The sequence below is a fragment of the Empedobacter brevis genome, assembly GCF_965118635.1.
Classification (GTDB): Bacteria; Bacteroidota; Bacteroidia; order Flavobacteriales; family Weeksellaceae; genus Empedobacter; species Empedobacter brevis_A.
The window spans coordinates 280,277-300,006 of sequence record NZ_CBCPHV010000003.1 but is presented as its reverse complement, the minus strand read 5'-3'; the positions used below and the strand labels follow the sequence as shown (position 1 = coordinate 300,006).

Annotated in this window: 14 protein-coding genes; 5 read left to right on the top strand and 9 right to left on the bottom strand. The window is 31.2% G+C overall.

Annotation, left to right across the window (positions count from 1 at the left end; all coding sequences use genetic code 11):
- Positions 1 to 24: 24 nt before the first annotated feature.
- A complete protein-coding gene (locus tag ACMHJW_RS05870; protein ID WP_413532483.1) occupies positions 25 to 3,609 on the bottom strand; it encodes a protein O-mannosyl-transferase family in 3,585 nt (1,194 codons plus the stop codon).
- Positions 3,610 to 3,859: 250 nt separating this feature from the next.
- Here ACMHJW_RS05870 and guaB point away from each other — a divergent pair, with 250 nt between their 5' ends.
- Entirely contained in the window at positions 3,860 to 5,320 is a 1,461-nt protein-coding gene (gene guaB / locus ACMHJW_RS05865) for an IMP dehydrogenase (RefSeq protein ID WP_413532584.1), read from the top strand.
- Between the two features lie 121 nt (positions 5,321 to 5,441).
- On the opposite strand, the gene ACMHJW_RS05860 is transcribed toward guaB, so the two are convergent.
- Together ACMHJW_RS05860 and ACMHJW_RS05855 are read right to left on the bottom strand one after the other, a co-directional pair.
- A complete protein-coding gene (locus ACMHJW_RS05860) occupies positions 5,442 to 6,881 on the bottom strand; it encodes a SusD/RagB family nutrient-binding outer membrane lipoprotein (protein ID WP_413532482.1) in 1,440 nt (479 codons plus the stop codon).
- 10 nt (positions 6,882 to 6,891) lie between these two features.
- On the bottom strand, positions 6,892 to 10,098 hold the full coding sequence (locus ACMHJW_RS05855) for a SusC/RagA family TonB-linked outer membrane protein (protein WP_413532481.1): 3,207 nt from the start codon (positions 10,096 to 10,098) through the stop codon (positions 6,892 to 6,894).
- 305 nt (positions 10,099 to 10,403) lie between these two features.
- Here ACMHJW_RS05855 and ACMHJW_RS05850 point away from each other — a divergent pair, with 305 nt between their 5' ends.
- Positions 10,404 to 11,000, top strand: coding sequence for a ribonuclease HII (locus ACMHJW_RS05850; RefSeq protein ID WP_413532480.1), 597 nt, complete (start codon positions 10,404 to 10,406; stop codon positions 10,998 to 11,000).
- A gap of 50 nt (positions 11,001 to 11,050) precedes the next feature.
- Here the strand turns inward: ACMHJW_RS05850 and coaD are convergent, their stop codons facing one another.
- Positions 11,051 to 11,515, bottom strand: a complete 465-nt coding sequence (gene coaD / locus ACMHJW_RS05845; protein ID WP_413532479.1) for a pantetheine-phosphate adenylyltransferase — start codon at positions 11,513 to 11,515, stop codon at positions 11,051 to 11,053.
- The gene (locus tag ACMHJW_RS05840; protein WP_413532478.1) at positions 11,500 to 12,492 is read right to left on the bottom strand and encodes a D-alanine--D-alanine ligase; all 993 of its coding nucleotides are present in this window, start codon (positions 12,490 to 12,492) and stop codon (positions 11,500 to 11,502) included. The genes coaD and ACMHJW_RS05840 overlap by 16 nt, the downstream gene beginning before the upstream one ends.
- 70 nt (positions 12,493 to 12,562) lie before the next feature.
- Between ACMHJW_RS05840 and ACMHJW_RS05835 the strand changes: the two genes are divergently transcribed.
- From ACMHJW_RS05835 to ACMHJW_RS05825, 3 genes are all read left to right on the top strand, one after another.
- Positions 12,563 to 13,552, top strand: a complete 990-nt coding sequence (locus tag ACMHJW_RS05835; RefSeq protein WP_413532477.1) for a PASTA domain-containing protein — start codon at positions 12,563 to 12,565, stop codon at positions 13,550 to 13,552.
- Between the two features lie 11 nt (positions 13,553 to 13,563).
- The gene (locus tag ACMHJW_RS05830; RefSeq protein ID WP_413532476.1) at positions 13,564 to 14,655 is read left to right on the top strand and encodes an RluA family pseudouridine synthase; all 1,092 of its coding nucleotides are present in this window, start codon (positions 13,564 to 13,566) and stop codon (positions 14,653 to 14,655) included.
- An 81-nt stretch (positions 14,656 to 14,736) separates the two neighbouring features.
- Positions 14,737 to 15,969, top strand: coding sequence for a DEAD/DEAH box helicase (locus ACMHJW_RS05825; protein WP_413532475.1), 1,233 nt, complete (start codon positions 14,737 to 14,739; stop codon positions 15,967 to 15,969).
- Between the two features lie 62 nt (positions 15,970 to 16,031).
- Here the strand turns inward: ACMHJW_RS05825 and ACMHJW_RS05820 are convergent, their stop codons facing one another.
- The 4 genes from ACMHJW_RS05820 to ACMHJW_RS05805 all read right to left on the bottom strand — a co-directional run bounded on the left by ACMHJW_RS05820 (position 16,032) and on the right by ACMHJW_RS05805 (position 19,727).
- On the bottom strand, positions 16,032 to 17,192 hold the full coding sequence (locus ACMHJW_RS05820; protein WP_413532474.1) for a dicarboxylate/amino acid:cation symporter: 1,161 nt from the start codon (positions 17,190 to 17,192) through the stop codon (positions 16,032 to 16,034).
- A gap of 66 nt (positions 17,193 to 17,258) precedes the next feature.
- A complete protein-coding gene (locus tag ACMHJW_RS05815) occupies positions 17,259 to 17,633 on the bottom strand; it encodes a hypothetical protein (RefSeq protein ID WP_413532473.1) in 375 nt (124 codons plus the stop codon).
- Between the two features lie 15 nt (positions 17,634 to 17,648).
- On the bottom strand, positions 17,649 to 18,911 hold the full coding sequence (locus ACMHJW_RS05810; RefSeq protein ID WP_413532472.1) for a CinA family nicotinamide mononucleotide deamidase-related protein: 1,263 nt from the start codon (positions 18,909 to 18,911) through the stop codon (positions 17,649 to 17,651).
- Positions 18,912 to 18,956: 45 nt separating this feature from the next.
- Positions 18,957 to 19,727, bottom strand: coding sequence for a GLPGLI family protein (locus ACMHJW_RS05805; RefSeq protein ID WP_413532471.1), 771 nt, complete (start codon positions 19,725 to 19,727; stop codon positions 18,957 to 18,959).
- Positions 19,728 to 19,730 lie beyond the last annotated feature (3 nt).

Genomic DNA, 19,730 nt, shown 5'->3' with positions numbered 1-19,730 from the left:
CTTTTTTATTTTTAATCATTTGACTTATTGTCCGACCATTTTATATAAAATGTTCTGTTGTTGCTTCGCATAATTGGTATCAATTTCTGCTGCTACACCAATCATTTCATCTAAATAATTGAACTGGTTCATTATTTTCGCTTGATCTGCCGCATCTACTTTACCATCTGCAATAACTTCTTTATATAAATTTTCAAATTTCTTTAAAACTGGATTGTAAGCAGATTCGAAAACTTTTAATGCTTTTTCTTTATCTCCTCTTTCTCCCAAGGCAGAAGCTTCGTTATAAATTGACATCATTAAGTCATTTTTAGCTGCTGCTAAATCTGAACCAATTGAATACCCTTTTCCTGAAGGTAGAGATTCGAAGAAAGCAATTTTAGCATTCGCTTCTTTACGAACATGTGCAAACAAATCTTGTGCTTTTTTATCCTCGCCTGCTTTTAAATAAATTCCAGCAATTCTACTCACTCCATAACCAATATCGTATTTAGCTAAGGCAGGAATTTCTAACATCACTTTATCTAAAACTTGGATTGCTTCTTTTTTGCGTCCTGCTTTCAATAAATCATCTGCTAAACGAACTGCTGTATTTCTGTATGAAGATGTATAATTACGCTCTGTTAAGCTGAAAGATGCATCAGGATTATTGTAACCAGACCATTTATATGAATTAAACGTTCTTAATAACATATCATTATCTGAAGCGCCAATAACTCCTCCTTTTCCGAATTGTGTATAAATAGGTACTAATTTGTAGCTCATTCCTGCATTCAATAAATAGTCATTCATATAGAATGTATTTTCTGGATCAGAAATTCCTCCTCCACTGAAATAAATAGGACGATCCCAATTGTATTTTGCCATCATTGATAACAATAATAAATTGTTTTTGAATAAACTTGATGACTTAATATTAATTGTAATTGAATCTAACATTTTGTCAGCATCTTTTGCACTTACAATTCCGTATTTCAAAGCATTTGCTTTATTTACAGGAACTACAATTTTAGATACAGGCAAATAATTTGCTTGCCCAATTGGGTAACCAAAGTAATCTGCTAAAGCTTGTTTCTCTGGAGATTTATTATTTAAAATAAAATCCATCGCTTCTTTAGCTGTCATGCTGTCAGTTGTTAAATATTTTTGTAATGGTTTCAAGTTTTTGTAAACTGTCATCACTTGATTAGGATCAATTTCTGGATCAACTAAATATTGACCAACTTGTTCAATTGGCAACTGACTTAATGTTTCTAATGTTTGATTAGATTCCGGTTTGATGAAACTATTTAATTGATCAAAAATATTTTTTATAGAACCTCCTACCACAAAAATTTGATCATTAGTTCCAGATTGATAATCTTTCGGTTTCAAATCGCTTGGAAGAGGAGCTGCGTTGTATGTTCTACGCAACAATTGTTCTAAATTCCAAGGCGAAGCGGCTAATGTTAAATTCGCAATTTTTACATCATCACGGAAATTTTCTGTTTCTTGTAAGCCCCAAAGTGGATAAGTATCATTGTCTCCATATACAAATAGAATGGCATTCTTATCGAGCGGATTTAAATAATTATAAGCTAATGAATAAGCTACAGAACGTTCTGAACGATCATGATCATCCCAGTTTTGAGCTCCCATTAAAATTGGAATTCCAGCTAATATCACTGTTGTTGCAACTGCGAAAGAAGGTTTAAGTTCTTTTTTCATTAATTTCTGAATCAATAAATAAACGCCTTGCACGCCTAAACCAACCCAAATAGAAAATGCATAAAAACAACTTACTAATGCATAATCACGTTCACGTGGCTCGAACGGTTTTACTGATGTATAAAAAATGATTCCGATACTTGTTAAAATGAATAATGATAACAATGACCACCAATTGACGAAGTTTCTGTTTAATTGCGTAAATAAACCGATTAGACCTAAAATTAATGGTAACATAAAGTAAACATTTGTTCCATCATTTTTATATTCGTCTGGCAATTTTGATTGATCTCCTAAACGTGGATTGTCAATAAATGGAATTCCTGAAATCCAGTTTCCTTTCGTTATTTCAAAATTACCTTCTAAATCGTTTTGACGACCAGAGAAATTCCACATAAAGTAACGGATAAACATATAGTTTATTTGATAATCGATAAAATAATTAAATTGTTCACCAAAAGTCGGTGGTTCTATGTCTAAAATTTCACCATATTTCTTAAGTTCTGCAACTTTTAATTGTTTATTCTGACGTTTTTCAACTAATTGAGCATACATTTCTTGCGCTTCTTTATCTCCGGCATATTTAGCATTTAGAGAAAACTTTGGAAAAGCATAAACTGCTGCATAATTTTCCATCACACTTGGATCTGGACTAAACATTTTTGGAAAGAACTTTACATATTTATCTTCGTATTTATAATCTAAACGATCTGAAACTTTTAAATATTTTCCTGTTCTTTTGTCTTTAATATATTCAGAACTACGAACTGTACTTTCAGGAGCTCCATTTGTATCTCGTTTTAATCCATCATTCGCTATATGAGCTGTAAAAACTGGTCCATACATAACTGGCCAAGATCCGTATTGTTCACGATTAAAATAATCTAATACACCTAAAGCTGTATCAGGATCATTCAAGTTCATATGAGGATTTGCATTGGCACGAATCGGAATTACTAACCAACATGAGAAACCTATCAACATAAAAATTACACACCAAGAAATAGTATTCAATAAAGCTGAACCATATTTCTGTGTTAATTTAATCGCAAAATAGAAAACAGCAATTAGAATAATCGCTGCGATAATTGTTCCTGAATTGAACGGCATTCCCAAATTATTAACAACGTAAATCTCTGTTCTACCAAAGAAAGTCATTACAACTGGGAAAATTATTTTGAATACAAAAGCTAAAATAAACAATGTAATTACATTTGCTATTAAGAAACTTTTGATTGTAAATCTATATTTACGCGCATAATAAACAAAACAAACCGCAGGTATTGCTAGCATTGCCATTAGGTGAACTCCGATTGATAAACCAATAACCAAAGAAATAACAACTAACCATTTGTTTCCTCGCGGCGTATCAGCTACTTGATCCCATCTAGTAATCAACCAAAATAATAATGCTGTAAAGAAAGATGCCATTGCATATACTTCCCCTTCTACTGCTGAAAACCAAAAGGTATCACTAAACATAAAAACTGCAGACCCTACTAATCCACTTCCTAATGCTATAATTTTTTGAGAAGTATTCATCTCAATTGCATCAACATTGATTGGATCTTGTGTTTTTGCAAACATTTTTCGAACAAAATATGTAATTGTCCAAAACAATAACATAATAGTCCCTGCACTATATAGCGCAGAAGTACTGTTAATTAAAATTGCATATTTGCTACCGTCTCCAAATGCTAAACCTGACCAAACTGCTCCCATAATTTGAAACAAAGCTGCTCCTGGCGCATGCGTTATCCCTAATTTTGCTGATGATACAATATACTCACCACAATCCCACAAACTCAGGTAACGTTCCATTGATGCTAAATATAATATTGTAGCAATCAAGAACATCGCAACACCCAAGATGTTGTTCCACTTTTTGAAATTTATATCCATTTTGTTTAATAAACTATCTTGCGAAAATAAGATAAAAAAATGATATAGCTTAGAATTGAAATGATTAAATTCTGATTAGAACTTCATATAAACATCACTGATTATAACCAATTTTTAAAATTAATTTCAACCATTCTAAAGATTTCATTTTCATATTAAAAAAACATCAAATACTTTATAATCCAACCATATTTTAGCAAATAATTTTGATTGTAAAGTTTTTTCATCTAAATTTGCAATGCAAAAAGCAATGCCTTTATCAGACAAAATTCTACAAACGGGCTTCACTTTTGACGATGTGTTATTAGTACCAGCCTACTCAGAGATTTTACCGAACCAAGTATCTCTAAAAACAAGATTCACAGACAATATTACACTTAACATTCCAATAGTTTCTGCTGCGATGGATACTGTATCCGAAGCAAGATTAGCAATTGCATTAGCACGTGAAGGAGGTTTATCTTTTGTTCATAAAAATATGACAATTGAGGAACAAGCGAATGAAATTGATATGGTAAAACGTTCTGAAAACGGAATGATTTCTGATCCAATTACTTTATCTCGTCATCATACACTGCAAGATGCTGTAAACTTAATGGAGAAATATAAAATCTCTGGTTTACCAGTTATCGAAGAAGACAGAACATTGGTAGGAATTATTACAAATCGTGATATTCGTTATCAAGAAAACTTTGATCAATTGATAGAAGATGTTATGACAAAAGAAAATATCGTAACTTCTGATATTGATACTGATCTTAAGAAAGCGAAAGAAATTCTTTCTCGTTACCGTATCGAAAAACTTCCAATAGTTGATGAAAACAATAAATTAATTGGATTAATCACAATAAAGGATATCGATAATTTAACTGAATTCCCACACGCATGTAAAGACTCTAAAGGTCGTCTACGTGTTGGTGCTGGAGTTGGGGTTGGTGCTGATACCTTGGACCGTGTGCAAGCTTTGGTTAACAAAGGTGTTGATATTGTAGCATTAGATTCTGCTCATGGACATTCTGCTGGAGTTATCAGCAAAGTTGCTGAAGTTAGAAATGCTTTCCCTGAATTAGATATTGTAGGTGGAAATATTGTAACAGCAGAAGCTGCAAAAGCTTTGATTGATGCTGGAGCAAATGCATTAAAAGTTGGTGTTGGACCAGGTTCTATCTGTACAACTCGTGTTGTAGCTGGTGTTGGTGTACCTCAACTTTCTGCTATACATGATGTTTATTCTTATGCAAAAACAAGAAATGTTTCAATCATTGGAGATGGTGGAATCAAATTATCAGGTGATATTGTAAAAGCAGTTGCTGCTGGAGCTAACTTAGTAATGTTAGGAAGTTTATTTGCCGGAACTGATGAAGCTCCAGGAGAAGAAATTATTTTCCAAGGACGTAAATTCAAAGCTTATCAAGGCATGGGTTCTTTAGCTGCAATGAAACGTGGTTCTAAAGATCGTTATTTCCAAGCTGATGCAAAGAAATTAGTTCCAGAAGGAATTGAAGGTCGCGTTCCACACAAAGGTTCTATTGCTGAAGTTATTTATCAATTATGTGGTGGATTACGTGCAGGAATGGGATACTGCGGAACCCCTACAATTCAAGATTTAATTGAAAACGGAAAATTTGTACGTATTACAGGTGCTGGACTAAATGAATCACATCCTCATGATGTTGTAATCACGAAGGAAGCCCCAAATTATTCGAATTAATAAAGGTGATTATTATAAAATTGGAAGCAGGCCATAATTAGCCTGCTTTTTTATATCTAAAATTTTAGCTATAAAAAAACCACCTCAAAAGAGGTGGTTATAAAATATATTTTAAGAATAATTAGTATTTATCCCAAAATAGTTTAGTAGAAACATTATCTCCTCCGATTGCTGTAGCAGCTGCTTCAACATTCGTTTTATTCAATAAATATTCTTGATCAGAATAAGGCATTCTAAATGGGATTGTTTCAGTTAATGAATTAGATGGATTATTTAAAATAGGATAATCTAAACGTCTTGTGAAATTCCAAGTTGCATACGCTTTCGTATATAAAGCTATATAAGCCTGTACTCCTATTGATTTCTTCCAGTTTGAAGCATCATAAGGATGCTTTGCAATGTATGCATCAGCTTTATCAGCAATTCCACTTTCCAGAAAAGAAGATGTAATTGCTTTATTATAATAATCTGAAGCTGAACCTCCAACATTATATCCACGTTGTGCTGCTTCAGCTAGCATAAATGCAATTTCTGTATAAGATATTATTGCAGAAGGAACATTCTTAGCTAAGAAAAACTCTTCACTTAAATGAGAATATCTTGCAAAAGGATTCTTTTGACCAAATATACCTCCTATGTATTCACCATCTACTTTAGTAAACCATACATCACGGCGTGGATCTTCTTTATTATTCATAAGATCAATTATTGTATTAGAAGCGATAAAGTCATCCCTTCCTGACGCAACAAAATTATCGAAAAAAGGGTTTGTAAATATTCCTGAATCATATTTAAAAGTAAAATTATTACTAGAATCAGAATAAACACCAGAACTTACAGCACTTTCTATTGTAGATTTAGCTAAAGCAGGATCTGTATCTGCTAAATTTAAACCTAATCTTAATTTAATTGCATTAGCTGTTTGTATCCACTTTATCATATCCCCTTGGTAAATTACATCTCCAGAAGCATATCCTTTAACCGTAGTATCTATCGAAGCTATAACAGTATCTATACGTTTAATTAAATCAATATAAATTGTTTTAGCATCATCATATTTAGCTGTATAATTTGGGTTTTCATCATCGCCTTGTAAAGCTTCAGAATATGGAACATTACCAAAAGTATTAACAATATTCTCCCATGTTAAAATTTCGAAAATTTCTAACGTGGCAAATTTACTAGAAACTTCTGCATCAGTGAAACCTTCTTTTAATAAAGTTTTTTTTGCATTTCTAATATTACCTAATGTATAAACATACATTCTATCATAATGATTTCGAGGCTGATTTCTTGTTACTAAATTATATCTTGATTCATCAAAATATGTTGTTTCAGATAAATTTTGAACAAAGAAAACATAATTATTATAATTAACACTTGGTGTTGTAGAATAATAAGAAAATTGATATATCCCTGTTGCTAAAAAATTTTCAGATGGCAGGGTAGATGGATGCTTAGAATCTACATTTAATTCTTCATCAACACAAGATGTTAAAATTGGGGCAATACCAAGTGTAAATAAAGAAACTAAGCTTATTTTGAATATTAATTTTTTCATAATTTTTTTTTTAGAATTTAAATGTTACATTTAAGCCGATCTCTCTTGTTGTAGGCAATGATCCAATAGACCAACCATATGAAGCTATTCCACTTCCAACCATAGATTCAGGATCTGCATAAGGTAAATTTTTCTGGATAATCCATAAATTTCTACCTACTAATGAAAATTTAGCCTCTCTAATAAATGTATTTCTTAATACTTTTTCTGGTAAACTATATCCAATACTCGCTTCTCTCAATTTAATATAAGATCCATCATAAATGAAAGCTTTATTAGGTTTAGCTAAATAACCATCTATATTTCCAAAAGCTGAAGGGTCTTGAATAGGAGTTGTATTTTTTGTCCCATCAGGATTTACACCATCTCTAATAAATCCATTTTCACGAATATTTCCTTCTGCAGTTTCCTTATATAATCCTGTTGCTAAACCATAGTACATATCAGTAGAGAAAACATCTCCTCCATGACGTACATCGATCAAGAATGAAAATGAAAGGTTTTTATATTTAAATGAGTTTCTTACACCTCCTGTCCAATCAGCTACAGCATTTCCAATTATTTGGTTACTTTGTGTAAGATATTGTCCTGTTACTGGATCAATAACCTTTTCTCCGTTTAAATAAACATAATCAGATCCTACTAAAGTTCCCCATGCTTCTCCTACACGACCATTCAAAGAAACACCTCCTTGATAAGAACCTAAAAGGAAGTTATCTACACCGTCAGCCAATTCAATTACTTTATTACGATTTAACCCCCAGTTAAAATCAATATTCCAAGAAAAATTATTTGTACGAACTGGAACTACCCCTAATTGAACTTCATAACCCCAGTTATCAATACGACCAGCATTAATATTAGTATATTTATATTTTGATGAAGATGATACAGGTAAAGAAAGAATTTGATCAATTGTTTTTGTTTTATAGTATGCAAAATCAACTGTCAATCTATTTCCAAATAAACTTGCTTCTGTACCTACTTCAAATTCTTTCGCTCGTTGAGATTTTAAATTTTCATTTGGTTTTGTTGTTTGTGATTCGTAGATACGAACATATTCATTATTAACATTAAATAAACCTGCTGATCTATAATAGTAATTTGTTAAATAAGGATCTGCTGTTCCTCCAACTTCTGCATAATTACCTCTAACTTTCCAAAAATTCAACCAAGGTTGTTTAATTATTTCAGATAAAATTAATGCTCCTGTGATTGAAGGATAATTATATGTATTATTTGATTTTGGTAAAGTAGAACTATTATCAATACGCCATGTAGCATCTAAATAAAATATTTTATAAAAATCAAAAGATGCTGTTGCATACGCACTATTTGTTTGGGTTGTCCAAACTGTTTCTACTGGCTCTAAAATAGGATTTTTAGAATTTTCTAATGAATATATTTTGGGTACAACTAAACCACCTTCAGTAGAAGAATACATTGAATCATAATGATTTCTTCTAACATTAGCACCTAAAACTCCACTCACATTAATATCTGCAGTAATGTCATATTTATAATTTAACATTACATCATAATTAGTTTCAGTTCTAGTAATATTTCTTTTAGAATAACCAGAATCAACATCTTTACCTGATATACCAAATGTTTGAGCCAATGAACCTTTAGCCAATCTATTATCAATTGCTAAATTAGACTGATCATAAGATAATTTCCCTGTTACATTTAAATGTTTGTCAATATCAAATGTTAATTGAGCATAACTAAAGCTTCTAAATCTATCATCAGTTGAGTAATTCTCATAAGCTTGGAAATATGGATTATTCCAATAAGCTGCAGAACCTTGAGATGAAGATTTTCTATTCCAAGAAACATTACCATAACTATATAAAGCTTCTTTATCCCTATTATTAAAATAAGCATTTTCTTGTGCTTTTAAATCAACATTCGTTTGCCACCACTGTCTAAAACCAGACATAGTATTGTCGGAATAACCTGTAGTATTACGACCCCTAGTACGTTGAAGAGTCAAAGTCGAGTATACAGTAGCATGTAGATTTTCTGTTAAATCATAATTAGTTTTTACAGAAAATGTGTTCTTATTTAAATTAGAATTTGGTAAAATTCCATCAGAATACATATTATTATATGAAAAGTTGAAATTCTTCGTAGCATCACCCTTTTGTAAATTAATACTATTCGTGTAAGTCACAGGCGTTTGAAAATATGTAATCGGTCCGTTTTTGGCTGCAACCCAAGGTGTTGCTTTCCCAAAATTAGGAGAACTTGGATCATATGCATCCCATTGATAAACTAATTTATTTTTATCAAATGCAGGTCCCCAAGAAGCGTCTTCAGAAAAATTCACTACATCATATCCATTAATTGGATCTTCTTGATAAAATGACATATCATATCCCGCACCATATTTATTTTGGTACTTTGGAAATGTTGATTTATCAATAGAACCTACTTGTGTTGCTGTAGAAAAAGTAATTCCCCAAGATCCATCATCTTTACCTTTTCCATTTTTAGTTGTAATTACAATTACACCATTTAATCCTCTCTCTCCATATAGAGCAGAAGCAGCAGCACCTTTTAATACATTGATAGACAAAATATCCTCCTGATTAATATCAGACAATGCATTTCCATAATCTACATTTCCTAAACTTGTTCCACTATTATTAACAGGAGAACCATCAATCACAATTAAGGGATTACTACCACTTAAAGATTTAATACCACGGATAACTAAATTGGACGACCCTCCAAAGTTCGAAGAAGTCGTTACATTTAATCCAGAAACTTTACCTGAAAGTAATGAAGCTACATTACCAGTATTTGTAGTCCCTTCCATTAATTCATCAGCTTTAACTTCCTGAGAAGCAAAGCCTAAAGATTTTTTATCTCTTTTAATTCCTAAAGCTGTTACAACAGCCCCTTCTAACTCAACTGTTTCAGAAGGCTTAAGTGTAACATTATAATTAGAACCTGTTCCAACTGCAAAAGTTTGAGTTGGCAATCCTACAGCTTCTACTGTTACTAAATCCCCTTGTTTAGCCTCAATACTAAAAACTCCATTTTCATCAGTATAAGCCTCTTTACCTGATGTTGTTTTTACAACAGCATCAGCAACTGGAAAACCTTCTGGATCTGTCACTGTCCCTGTAACAGTCTTTTCTTGCGCGTACAAAGAAGCTCCTAAAAGAAGACCTCCTAATACAAACAAGTTTTTTAAATTTCTCCTCATTTGTTAAAACATTTTTAAAACTATCATAAACTTAAGATTTCTATAACATTTACAAAACTTTTTTTTACAAAAGTTTTAGTATTTTGTTAAAAAATCAAAAAAAAACACAAACTTTTATCATATCAAGAAATAACAACAATTGATTCGCATATGATTTTAATCAGAATGTAACAGGAAAATCTTATTTTTAGACCTCTACGTTTATCAATAATAATTTTCAGAACTATATTATAGTATTATATTCAATAAAAGTTCTTGTCATCGTGATTAACGGAAAAGTTTATATTTTTGAAAAAAATTTAACATTGGAAAAAGTATTAACAAACTTCGAACATGAAATAGGTTGTGATGAAGCTGGAAGAGGTTGTTTAAGTGGACCTGTTGTCGCAGCAGCTGTTATTTTGGGAGATGATTTTGAAAATGATATAATTAATGATTCAAAGCAGTTATCTGAAAAGAAACGAAATTCACTAAGATTATTTATAGAAGAAAATGCTAAGTATTGGGCTGTTGGAATTGTTTGGCCAAATGAGATTGATGAAATCAATATCCTTAATGCAAGCTTTTTAGCAATGCACCGAGCAATTGATCAATTAAATTGTCAGAAAGATATGATTCTTGTTGACGGTAATCGTTTCAATAAATATAATGATGTTCCGCACGAATGTATTGTTAAAGGTGATTCAAAATATATGAATATTGCTGCTGCATCTATCTTAGCTAAAACTTATCGTGATGAATATATGGAAAAAATTCACCTTGAATTTCCTATGTATGATTGGAAAAAAAACAAAGGATATCCAACTAAAGCACATCGATTGGCAATAAAAGAATATGGTGCAACTCCATATCATAGAATGTCATTTAAATTACTACCAGATCAATTGAGTTTAGATTTATAAAAAAAAGAACATTATATATAATGTTCTTTTTTTTATTTTATTAAATTAACTTAAATCCTCACAACATCTGGGACTAAAATTTCATATTTTCCTCCATTTCGCATTACATCTCTGACAATGCTTGAACTTATATAAGCTTTACCAGAAGATGTTAATAAAAAGATCGTTTCTATATTATGATTAGTTATTGCTCGATTGGTATGAGCAATTGCTTTCTCAAATTCAAAATCCGCTGGATTGCGAAGTCCGCGTAAAATGAATTGTGCATTTACCTCATCACAAAAATCAACTGTCAATCCTTCATAACACATTACTTCTACATTTTCGAATTTCGCGACAGAAGCTTTAATAAACTCCATACGTTGTTCTAATGAAAACATATAATTCTTTGAAGAATTAGTTCCAATTGCAACAATAATTTTGTCAAATAACGGAACTGCACGTTCAATGATATCTAAATGTCCAATTGTAATAGGATCAAATGAACCTGGAAAAACTGCTACTCTCCTATCCATGGTGAAGGTCTATTTAAAGCTAATTCTATTTCACTATCCATTAAATCCTCTAAAGCAATTCCTGCATAGGCAGCTTGCTGAGGGAAAATACTTGCCGGAGAAAATCCTGGTAAAGTATTCATTTCTATAAAATGAGGTTCTCCATTTACAATTATATATTCGGAACGAGAGAAACCTGTCATATCAATGCATTTATATGCTTTTTCTGCTACTTCTCGTACTCTTACTTCAACTTCTGGTGTTAAACGAGCTGGCGTAATTTCGTCAGATAAACCATTATATTTTGCATCATAATCGAAAAATTCTGTATGAGAAACAATTTCTGTAATTCCTAATACCATTGTTTCTCCTTTATAATTTAATACACCAACAGAAACTTCAGTTCCATCTAAGAAAGATTCGATTAAAACTTCTTTGTCTTCAAGAAAAGCTTTTTGCATTGCAACTTCAAATTCTTCTTCTTTAAAAACTTTCGAAATTCCTAAACTAGATCCAGAACGATTTGGTTTCACAAAACAAGGTAAACCAACTTGATTGATAATTTCTTTTTCAGAATATTTATCGCCTTGATTTATATAAATTGATTTTGCATGCGGAATTCCATATTTACTCAATACTGCAATACAATCTTTTTTATTAAATGTTAAGGCAGATTGATAAAAAGGACAACCATTATAAGGCATTCCAATCATTTCAAAATACGCTTGCAAATAACCATCTTCACCTGGCGTACCATGAATTGTATTAAAAACGACATCGAACGTAATTTTTTCTCCATTTTTTTCGAAAGAAAAATCACCTTTATTAATTGGGTATTTTTCGCCTTCAATTTCAGCAAACCAACCTTCTTTTAAGATACGTACCCTTGTTCTGTCGTACTTTTCTGGATTAAGACTTGAGTAAATTAACTCGCAACTTTTCAACGAAATCACGCTTTCATCCGTATATCCACCTGCTACAACTGCTACTCTTAACATGTTTAATTTAAAATTTATTCAAATATAGAACTTTGACATCAATCATAAATATTATTTTTAAACTATATTTGTGCGACAATTTATCATTTCAATGAAAGGAGTAAAATCAATCATTCAAGTTTTTCTTAATGTAGCTATAGTAATAGCGCTATCATTTGGGCTTTACCATTTTATTTTTAACGTTTGGTTAGATTCATATACAAATCATAATGAATCTGTTTTGGTTCCCGATTTATCTAAAATGAACATTAAGGAAGCTACAGCTAAGTTAGAGGAACTTGGTTTGACATACGAAGTAGATAGTTCTCGTTTTGATCCAAATACAAGACCTTTTGCAATTATGGATTTCTACCCAACGGCAGAATCACAAGTAAAAGAAGGTCGTCGTATTTTTATTAAATCAAATCCAAAAACATATCGTCCAGTTGAATTACCTGATTTAGTTGGAAAATCAAAACGTTTGGCTTTTACACAATTAGAAATTTCTGGGCTTAAAATTGGAAAAATTATTTACGAACCAGATTTAGCAAAAGATGCTGTTCTTAAAATATTATATAACGGAAGAATTGTAAAAGCAGGAGAACAATTACCTCGTTTTGCAACAGTTGATTTAGTTTTAGGACGTGGAATGTTATCTGGAGTTAGAATGCCAAATTTGATTAATTTAACACTTACAGATGCTAAAAAATCAATTAAAGATAATTTCTTTGAAATTGGTCAAATCAAATTTATTGGCGCTTCTCAAGATACAATCAATGCAAGAGTTGTTTACCAATTCCCATTTGCTACAGATACTTATGATCAGGGGCAACCAATTGATATTTGGTTATCAACAGAACCTCGTGAAAAAATTAGAACACAGTTAAAAGAATTGGATATTCAGTACAAAAACTTTGGTGAAGATACAATTAGCGGTTCTCAATACAGAGATATTATAACACAAAAAGCTGAACAGCAGATCAGAGATATGCAACAACAGCAACAACAAAATAATCCGGCAACAGAGCAGCCAAAACCTACAGAAGCGCCTAAAGCTGCAGAAGAGATTATTATAGAATAGAAAGAAAATAAATGGCAGAAGATTTAGAAGATTTCTTACAAGAGGAAGACGGAAATAAATTATACGAACATTTTTCAATAACGGTTGACAAAGGTCAATCGTTATTGCGTATAGATAAGTTCTTAATGGTTAGAATTGAGAACGCGACAAGAAATAAAATTCAACAAGCAGCAGATAACGGAAACATTTTAGTAAACAATGAATCTGTAAAATCTAACTATAAAGTAAAGCCTGGCGATTTTATTCAAATAATGCTAGAAACTCCTCCTCGCGAGAATGAAGTTATAGCAGAAGATATTCCAATCAAAATTATTTACGAAGACGATCAAGTTGTCGTTATAGATAAAGAACCTGGAATGGTTGTACATCCTGGACATGGAAATTATACAGGAACTTTGGTAAATGCGCTAAAGTTTCATTTTGATAATTTACCATCAATGTCAGATCAAATGGAACGTCCTGGTTTGGTACATCGTATTGACAAAGATACAAGTGGACTTTTGGTTATTGCAAAAACAGAAGTTGCAATGACAAGTTTAGCTGAACAATTTGCAGCTCACACAACAGATCGTTTGTACAATGCTTTGGTTTGGGGAGTTTTAGCTGAACAAGAAGGAACAATTACTGGACATGTTGGTCGACATTTAAAAGATCGTATGCAAATGGCGGTTTTCGAAGATGGTTCGCAAGGTAAACACGCCGTAACACATTATAAAGTAATGGAGAATTTTTCTTATGTTACATTGGTCGAATGTAAACTAGAAACAGGACGTACACATCAAATCCGTGCACATTTTAAGCATTTGGGACATCCATTATTTAATGATGCTAGATACGGAGGAGATCGCATTTTGAAAGGAACAACATTCAACAAATACAAACAGTTTGTTGATAATTGTTTTGCCGCTTGTCCACGCCAAGCATTACATGCTCGCACATTAGGTTTTGATCATCCTACAACAGGAGAACGTATGTATTTCGAATCTCCAATGCCAGCAGATATGTTAAATATTTTAGAACGTTGGAGAAATTATTCAGCAAACTCTGTTCATGCAACAGAACCTGAAGAAAAAATTGATCGCAACGCAAAAGAAATGGAATAGATTTATTTTAATCATTAATTATAAAGCACTTCGATGGAAGTGCTTATCTATTTCTAATATAAACTCACACTATTTTAATCAATGAATTTTTCAGAATTAAATATAATTGAACCAATTTTAAAAGCTATTGATGAGGCTGGATATACAGAACCAACCGAAATTCAAGAACAATCTATTCCTTTAGTTTTAGAAGGAAATGATATTATTGGTTGCGCACAAACTGGAACAGGAAAAACAGCATCTTTCGCAATTCCTATTCTTCAAAACTTAACAAATTCTCCGAGTAAAGGAAAAAAAATTAGAACTTTAATTTTAACACCAACACGCGAATTAGCTATTCAAATCAATGAAAGTTTTAAATTATATGGTAAATATTTACCATTAAACCATTTGGCTATTTTTGGAGGAGTTAATCAAAATCCACAAATTGGAGCTATAAAAAATGGAGTTGATATTTTAATTGCAACACCAGGACGTTTGTTAGATTTAATCGGGCAAGGACATTTAAAAATCAATCAAATAGAGATTTTTGTTTTAGATGAAGCAGATCGTATGTTGGACATGGGATTTGTTCATGAAATTAAAAAGATTTTAGAAATCATTCCAAAAGAAAGACAATCTCTTTTCTTTTCGGCAACAATGCCAAAAAACATTCGAAAATTTTCTCATTCAGTTTTACATCGACCTAAAGAAGTCAGCGTTACTCCTGTTTCTTCAACGGCGGAAACAGTTGAGCAATTTGTTTATCATGTAGACAAAGACATGAAAGTAAAACTTTTGGTAAGCATTTTAAACGAACATCCAGAAGATCGTACCTTGATTTTTACACGTACAAAACATGGTGCAAATCGTTTAGTAAGACATCTGGAAAAAGCTGGAATTCCTGCTGCGGCAATTCATGGTGATAAATCTCAAAACGCTAGACAACGTGCTTTAACTAATTTTAAGGAAGAGAAATTAAAAGTTTTAATTGCGACTGATATTGCTGCTCGTGGAATCGATATTGATCAATTGCCTTATGTGATTAATTACGAATTACCAAATGTTCCCGAAACGTATGTACATCGTATTGGACGAACTGGACGAGCTGGACGCGAAGGAAAAGCTATCTCTTTATGTGCTGCTGATGAAAGAGGTGATTTAGCAAATATTGAGAAATTAATTGGCAATTATGTAACAGTGATAAAAACACCAAAGGAGTTTTATAAATTACCTGATACAAATAATCAAAATAATTTCAAGAAAAATAATACAGGTTTTAAACCCAAAAAAGATACTAAACCAAAGAATCCTCATCGAGGAAGAAGAAAATAGTTCATAAAAAAATCACTTCATTTAGAAGTGATTTTTTTTTGTTTTTATATTGAGAATAAACCCTATTTCTTTTCTGCATATTTATCTACAATCATACTCAAAGCTCCATCTGTTGTAATATTACAAGCGGTTCCAAAACTGTCTTGTAAAGCAAAAATAGTTAGAATAAGAGCAATTCCTGTTTCATCAAATCCTAGAACATTTGTGATTAATCCTAAGGAAGCTACAACAGTTCCACCTGGAACGCCTGGCGCACCAACAGCAAAAATTCCTAAAAGCAGAACAAAAGTAACCATTGTTCCTATATCAGGAATATGACCATATAACACTTGCGAAACAGTCATTACAAAGAAAACTTCAGTTAAAACTGATCCACATAAATGTGTATTTGAGAAAAATGGAATTGTAAAATTCGAAATCGATGGTTTTATCACTTTACTGTCATCTACTGCTTTCACCGCAATTCCTAAAGATGCTGCAGAAGACATTGTCCCAACAGCTGTTAAATAAACTGGCGGATAATGTTTTAAAAGTTTAAACGGATTTGTTTTATGATAAAAACCTGCAATTGTATACATTAATGTCATCCAAATAAAATGTCCTACAATAACAATAAGAATTACTTTCAAGAAAACTGGCAATTGCTTTTCAATAGAACCTTCGTAACTCAAAATTGCAAAGTTTGCAGCAATGAAAAAAGGTAAAATCGGAATCAAAACTTTGTTGACTAAAAGAATGACAATATCTTTGAACTGATCAAAAATCTTTTCTAATTCTTTTGCCTTCGTAATCAGAATTCCCATTCCCAACATCAATGAAATAACTAATGCTGTCATTACAGAAAAAATTGGCGGAATATCCAATTGAAATAATAGTTTTGGAACTTCTCGCAACGAATCGACAGAAGTTGGAATAGATAAATTTGGAATGATTTGATAACCTGCAATCATCGAAAATAAACCTGCACCTATCGAAGATAAATAAGCTATTAACAACGAAAAACCTACTATTTTAGATGAACCTTCGCTTAGTTTTGTGATTGATGAAACTATAAAACCAATTACAATTAATGGAACTAAGAAGAAAATTAATTGTCCCGTAAAATATTTTAAGGATAAAACAACTTGAATTGTACTTTCGTTTAGATAATTTCCTAAAACCAATCCGGCAATCACACCTAAAAGCAATCTAAATAAGGTATTGCTTGTAATCTTTTTTAACATTTGACACAAAATTTGCGACAAATATAAACTCTATTAATTTAATAGACTATATATATATTATAAATTTTATTTTAAACTAATTTCTACAATTTCATCCATATAGAATATTTGTAATTTATCATCTAAGAATGTATTCTGTATAAAATTGATTGTCGATACCCCTTTGAAATCAGAATAGATCGTTGACAAATCATCACAGTTTATAATAAAACTGTAACCTTCGGCTGGAATAAATACATATTTTCCATCTCTTGATTCAAACTTAAATTTTTCCAAATTAAAATTAAGCCTATTCCATTTATTTTTGAAGTATTGATCGCTACATTTTATACCATCAATAAAAATATCAGCAATATGTAATTCCCTTCCATTATTAGGTTCGTCATAACCAATAATTCTCAATTCTATATTATGATAAATTGACGATTTATATACAGTCATTTTTAGCATTAAAATTTAATTATACTTCTCTTTCACAAATTGAATAGCTAAATTGAGCGCATTATTGGAAACAATCTTGATAAAATCTTCTCGATCTAGATATGGATAAAAATACTTTTTATTCAATGTAGAATTTCCATTTGTAATCGAAACCCAAACCGTTCCTATTTCTTTTCCATCTTCACCTTTATTTGGTCCTGCTACTCCAGTTGTAGCAATACTAATAGTTGTGTTTAATTGATTTCGAACTCCTTTTGCCATTTGTTCTACAACTTGTTCCGAAACAACAGAAAATTTATCAATATCGTTTTGATTAACGTTCAACATCTTTACTTTTACAGAAGTATCATAGGAAACAATTGTCCCGAAATAATAAGCCGAGCTGCCTGAAATAGAAGTTATCAGAGAAGCTATATTTCCTCCTGTACAACTTTCTGCAGTCGAAATTGTCAATCCCTTTTCTTTTAGAATATCACCCAAAACTTGTTGTGCGCTTCCAGAATTTTCGGAAATCAAGTAATCTCCAGCAATTAGTTTGAATTGATTAATTTGATATTGAATTTCGTCTTGCAAAAATTCCTTATTTGTTCCAAATGCTGAGAATCGCAAATCAATAGAAGTTCTATTCGGTAAATAAGCCAAATGAATATGTTGAGGTAAATTATTTTCCCAATCTTCAATCAAAATAGCCAAATCACTTTCTGGAATTCCGCTTATCAAAATATCACGATGAACAATAATTTCTGATTGATATTTTTGTTGTAAACTCGGAATAATTTCATCTCGCATTAAACCTTTCATTTCAAAAGGAACGCCTGGCAGATTAATAATTAGTTTATCATTTATAGAAGTCCAAAGGCAAGGCGCTGTTCCATATTTATTTTGAATAAAAGTAGATTTTTCAGGAATTAATGCTTGATCTTGATTCAAACTATTCAGTTCTTTTGTGTAACCTCTTACTTGAAATAATTGAATAATATTTTCTAATATTTTAGGTTCTAGAATTAATTCACAATTCAGGAATTGACACAAAGCAGCTTTTGTTTTATCGTCTTTCGTTGGTCCTAAACCTCCTGTTACGATAACAATAGTTGATTTAGCAATTCCTCGTTCAAATGCTTCGATGATATGTTTCATTTCATCTTGAACCGAAATAATTTCTTCAACTTCAATTCCGATAGAATTCAATTGTTTAGCAATAAATGCCGAATTTGTATCTACAATTTGTCCGATAAGAATTTCATCGCCAATTGTAAGTAATGTTGCTTTAATTTTCATACACAAAAAAACTTGCTTAAAGTTAAGCAAGTTTTAGCGTTTTATTTATTTTTTATCAATAGTACTTCCTTGAGATTGTTCATATAATTCATCTCTTTTTCGATTTGTTTCTTTCATGATCCTATCAAATTCTTGATCTGTAACGAAATCTCCTTTTTTAGGAATTGTAATTTGAACTTTTTTCAATGGTTTTATATTTATCGCTTCTATTACTGTAATAACTTGTCTATTTTCTAAATTTTTAATTAATTCTTCTCTCAATACAAATCCATTTACTCCTAAATAAAAATCTGGCGAATAATTATAATTAATATCTTTTGTGTACCAAACAATTACTTGTAAATTTCCATCTTTTGCAATAGCTTGTTGTGCCTTATAACCTAAAATAGTTTTTGTTTCGTTTGTATCAACAAAATCTAAATTGATGAATTGTTTTTTTATGATAAATTTTCGTCCATATAAATCTCGTTGATCTAATATTGATTTATTTTTATAATCGTAATATAAATTATTATTGCCTAAATTTTCTGGTGTAAAAATAAAACGCGCTATTGCGCCTTGTGAATTATTCACTTTTTTGACATGAGAAATATTTGCTTCATTATCATTAAATTTAAACAAATAATACTCTTTCGATGGATTTTCGTTTGCTTCTATTACTTCCCTTCTTTCTGTAGGATTATCAACATTTTCTTCAAACCATTTTAATCCTTTTTCGTTGTATTTTGTTTTTACTTGAGCTTCGTATTCAACTTCATAAAATTGTGCATTTGCAAAACTTGAAATTAAGATGATTAGTGCAATTAGTTTTTTCATATT

Excerpts from the sequence above, each read along its gene's own strand:
- ACMHJW_RS05870 (WP_413532483.1), bottom strand. The coding sequence starts at position 3,609 with ATGGATATAAATTTCAAAAAGTGGAACAACATCTTGGGTGTTGCGATG.
- guaB (WP_413532584.1), top strand. The coding sequence starts at position 3,860 with ATGCCTTTATCAGACAAAATTCTACAAACGGGCTTCACTTTTGACGAT.
- ACMHJW_RS05860 (WP_413532482.1), bottom strand. The coding sequence starts at position 6,881 with ATGAAAAAATTAATATTCAAAATAAGCTTAGTTTCTTTATTTACACTT.
- ACMHJW_RS05855 (WP_413532481.1), bottom strand. The coding sequence starts at position 10,098 with ATGAGGAGAAATTTAAAAAACTTGTTTGTATTAGGAGGTCTTCTTTTA.
- coaD (WP_413532479.1), bottom strand. The coding sequence starts at position 11,515 with ATGGATAGGAGAGTAGCAGTTTTTCCAGGTTCATTTGATCCTATTACA.
- ACMHJW_RS05840 (WP_413532478.1), bottom strand. The coding sequence starts at position 12,492 with ATGTTAAGAGTAGCAGTTGTAGCAGGTGGATATACGGATGAAAGCGTG.
- ACMHJW_RS05830 (WP_413532476.1), top strand. The coding sequence starts at position 13,564 with ATGGCAGAAGATTTAGAAGATTTCTTACAAGAGGAAGACGGAAATAAA.
- ACMHJW_RS05825 (WP_413532475.1), top strand. The coding sequence starts at position 14,737 with ATGAATTTTTCAGAATTAAATATAATTGAACCAATTTTAAAAGCTATT.
- ACMHJW_RS05820 (WP_413532474.1), bottom strand. The coding sequence starts at position 17,192 with ATGTTAAAAAAGATTACAAGCAATACCTTATTTAGATTGCTTTTAGGT.
- ACMHJW_RS05815 (WP_413532473.1), bottom strand. The coding sequence starts at position 17,633 with ATGACTGTATATAAATCGTCAATTTATCATAATATAGAATTGAGAATT.
- ACMHJW_RS05810 (WP_413532472.1), bottom strand. The coding sequence starts at position 18,911 with ATGAAAATTAAAGCAACATTACTTACAATTGGCGATGAAATTCTTATC.
- ACMHJW_RS05805 (WP_413532471.1), bottom strand. The coding sequence starts at position 19,727 with ATGAAAAAACTAATTGCACTAATCATCTTAATTTCAAGTTTTGCAAAT.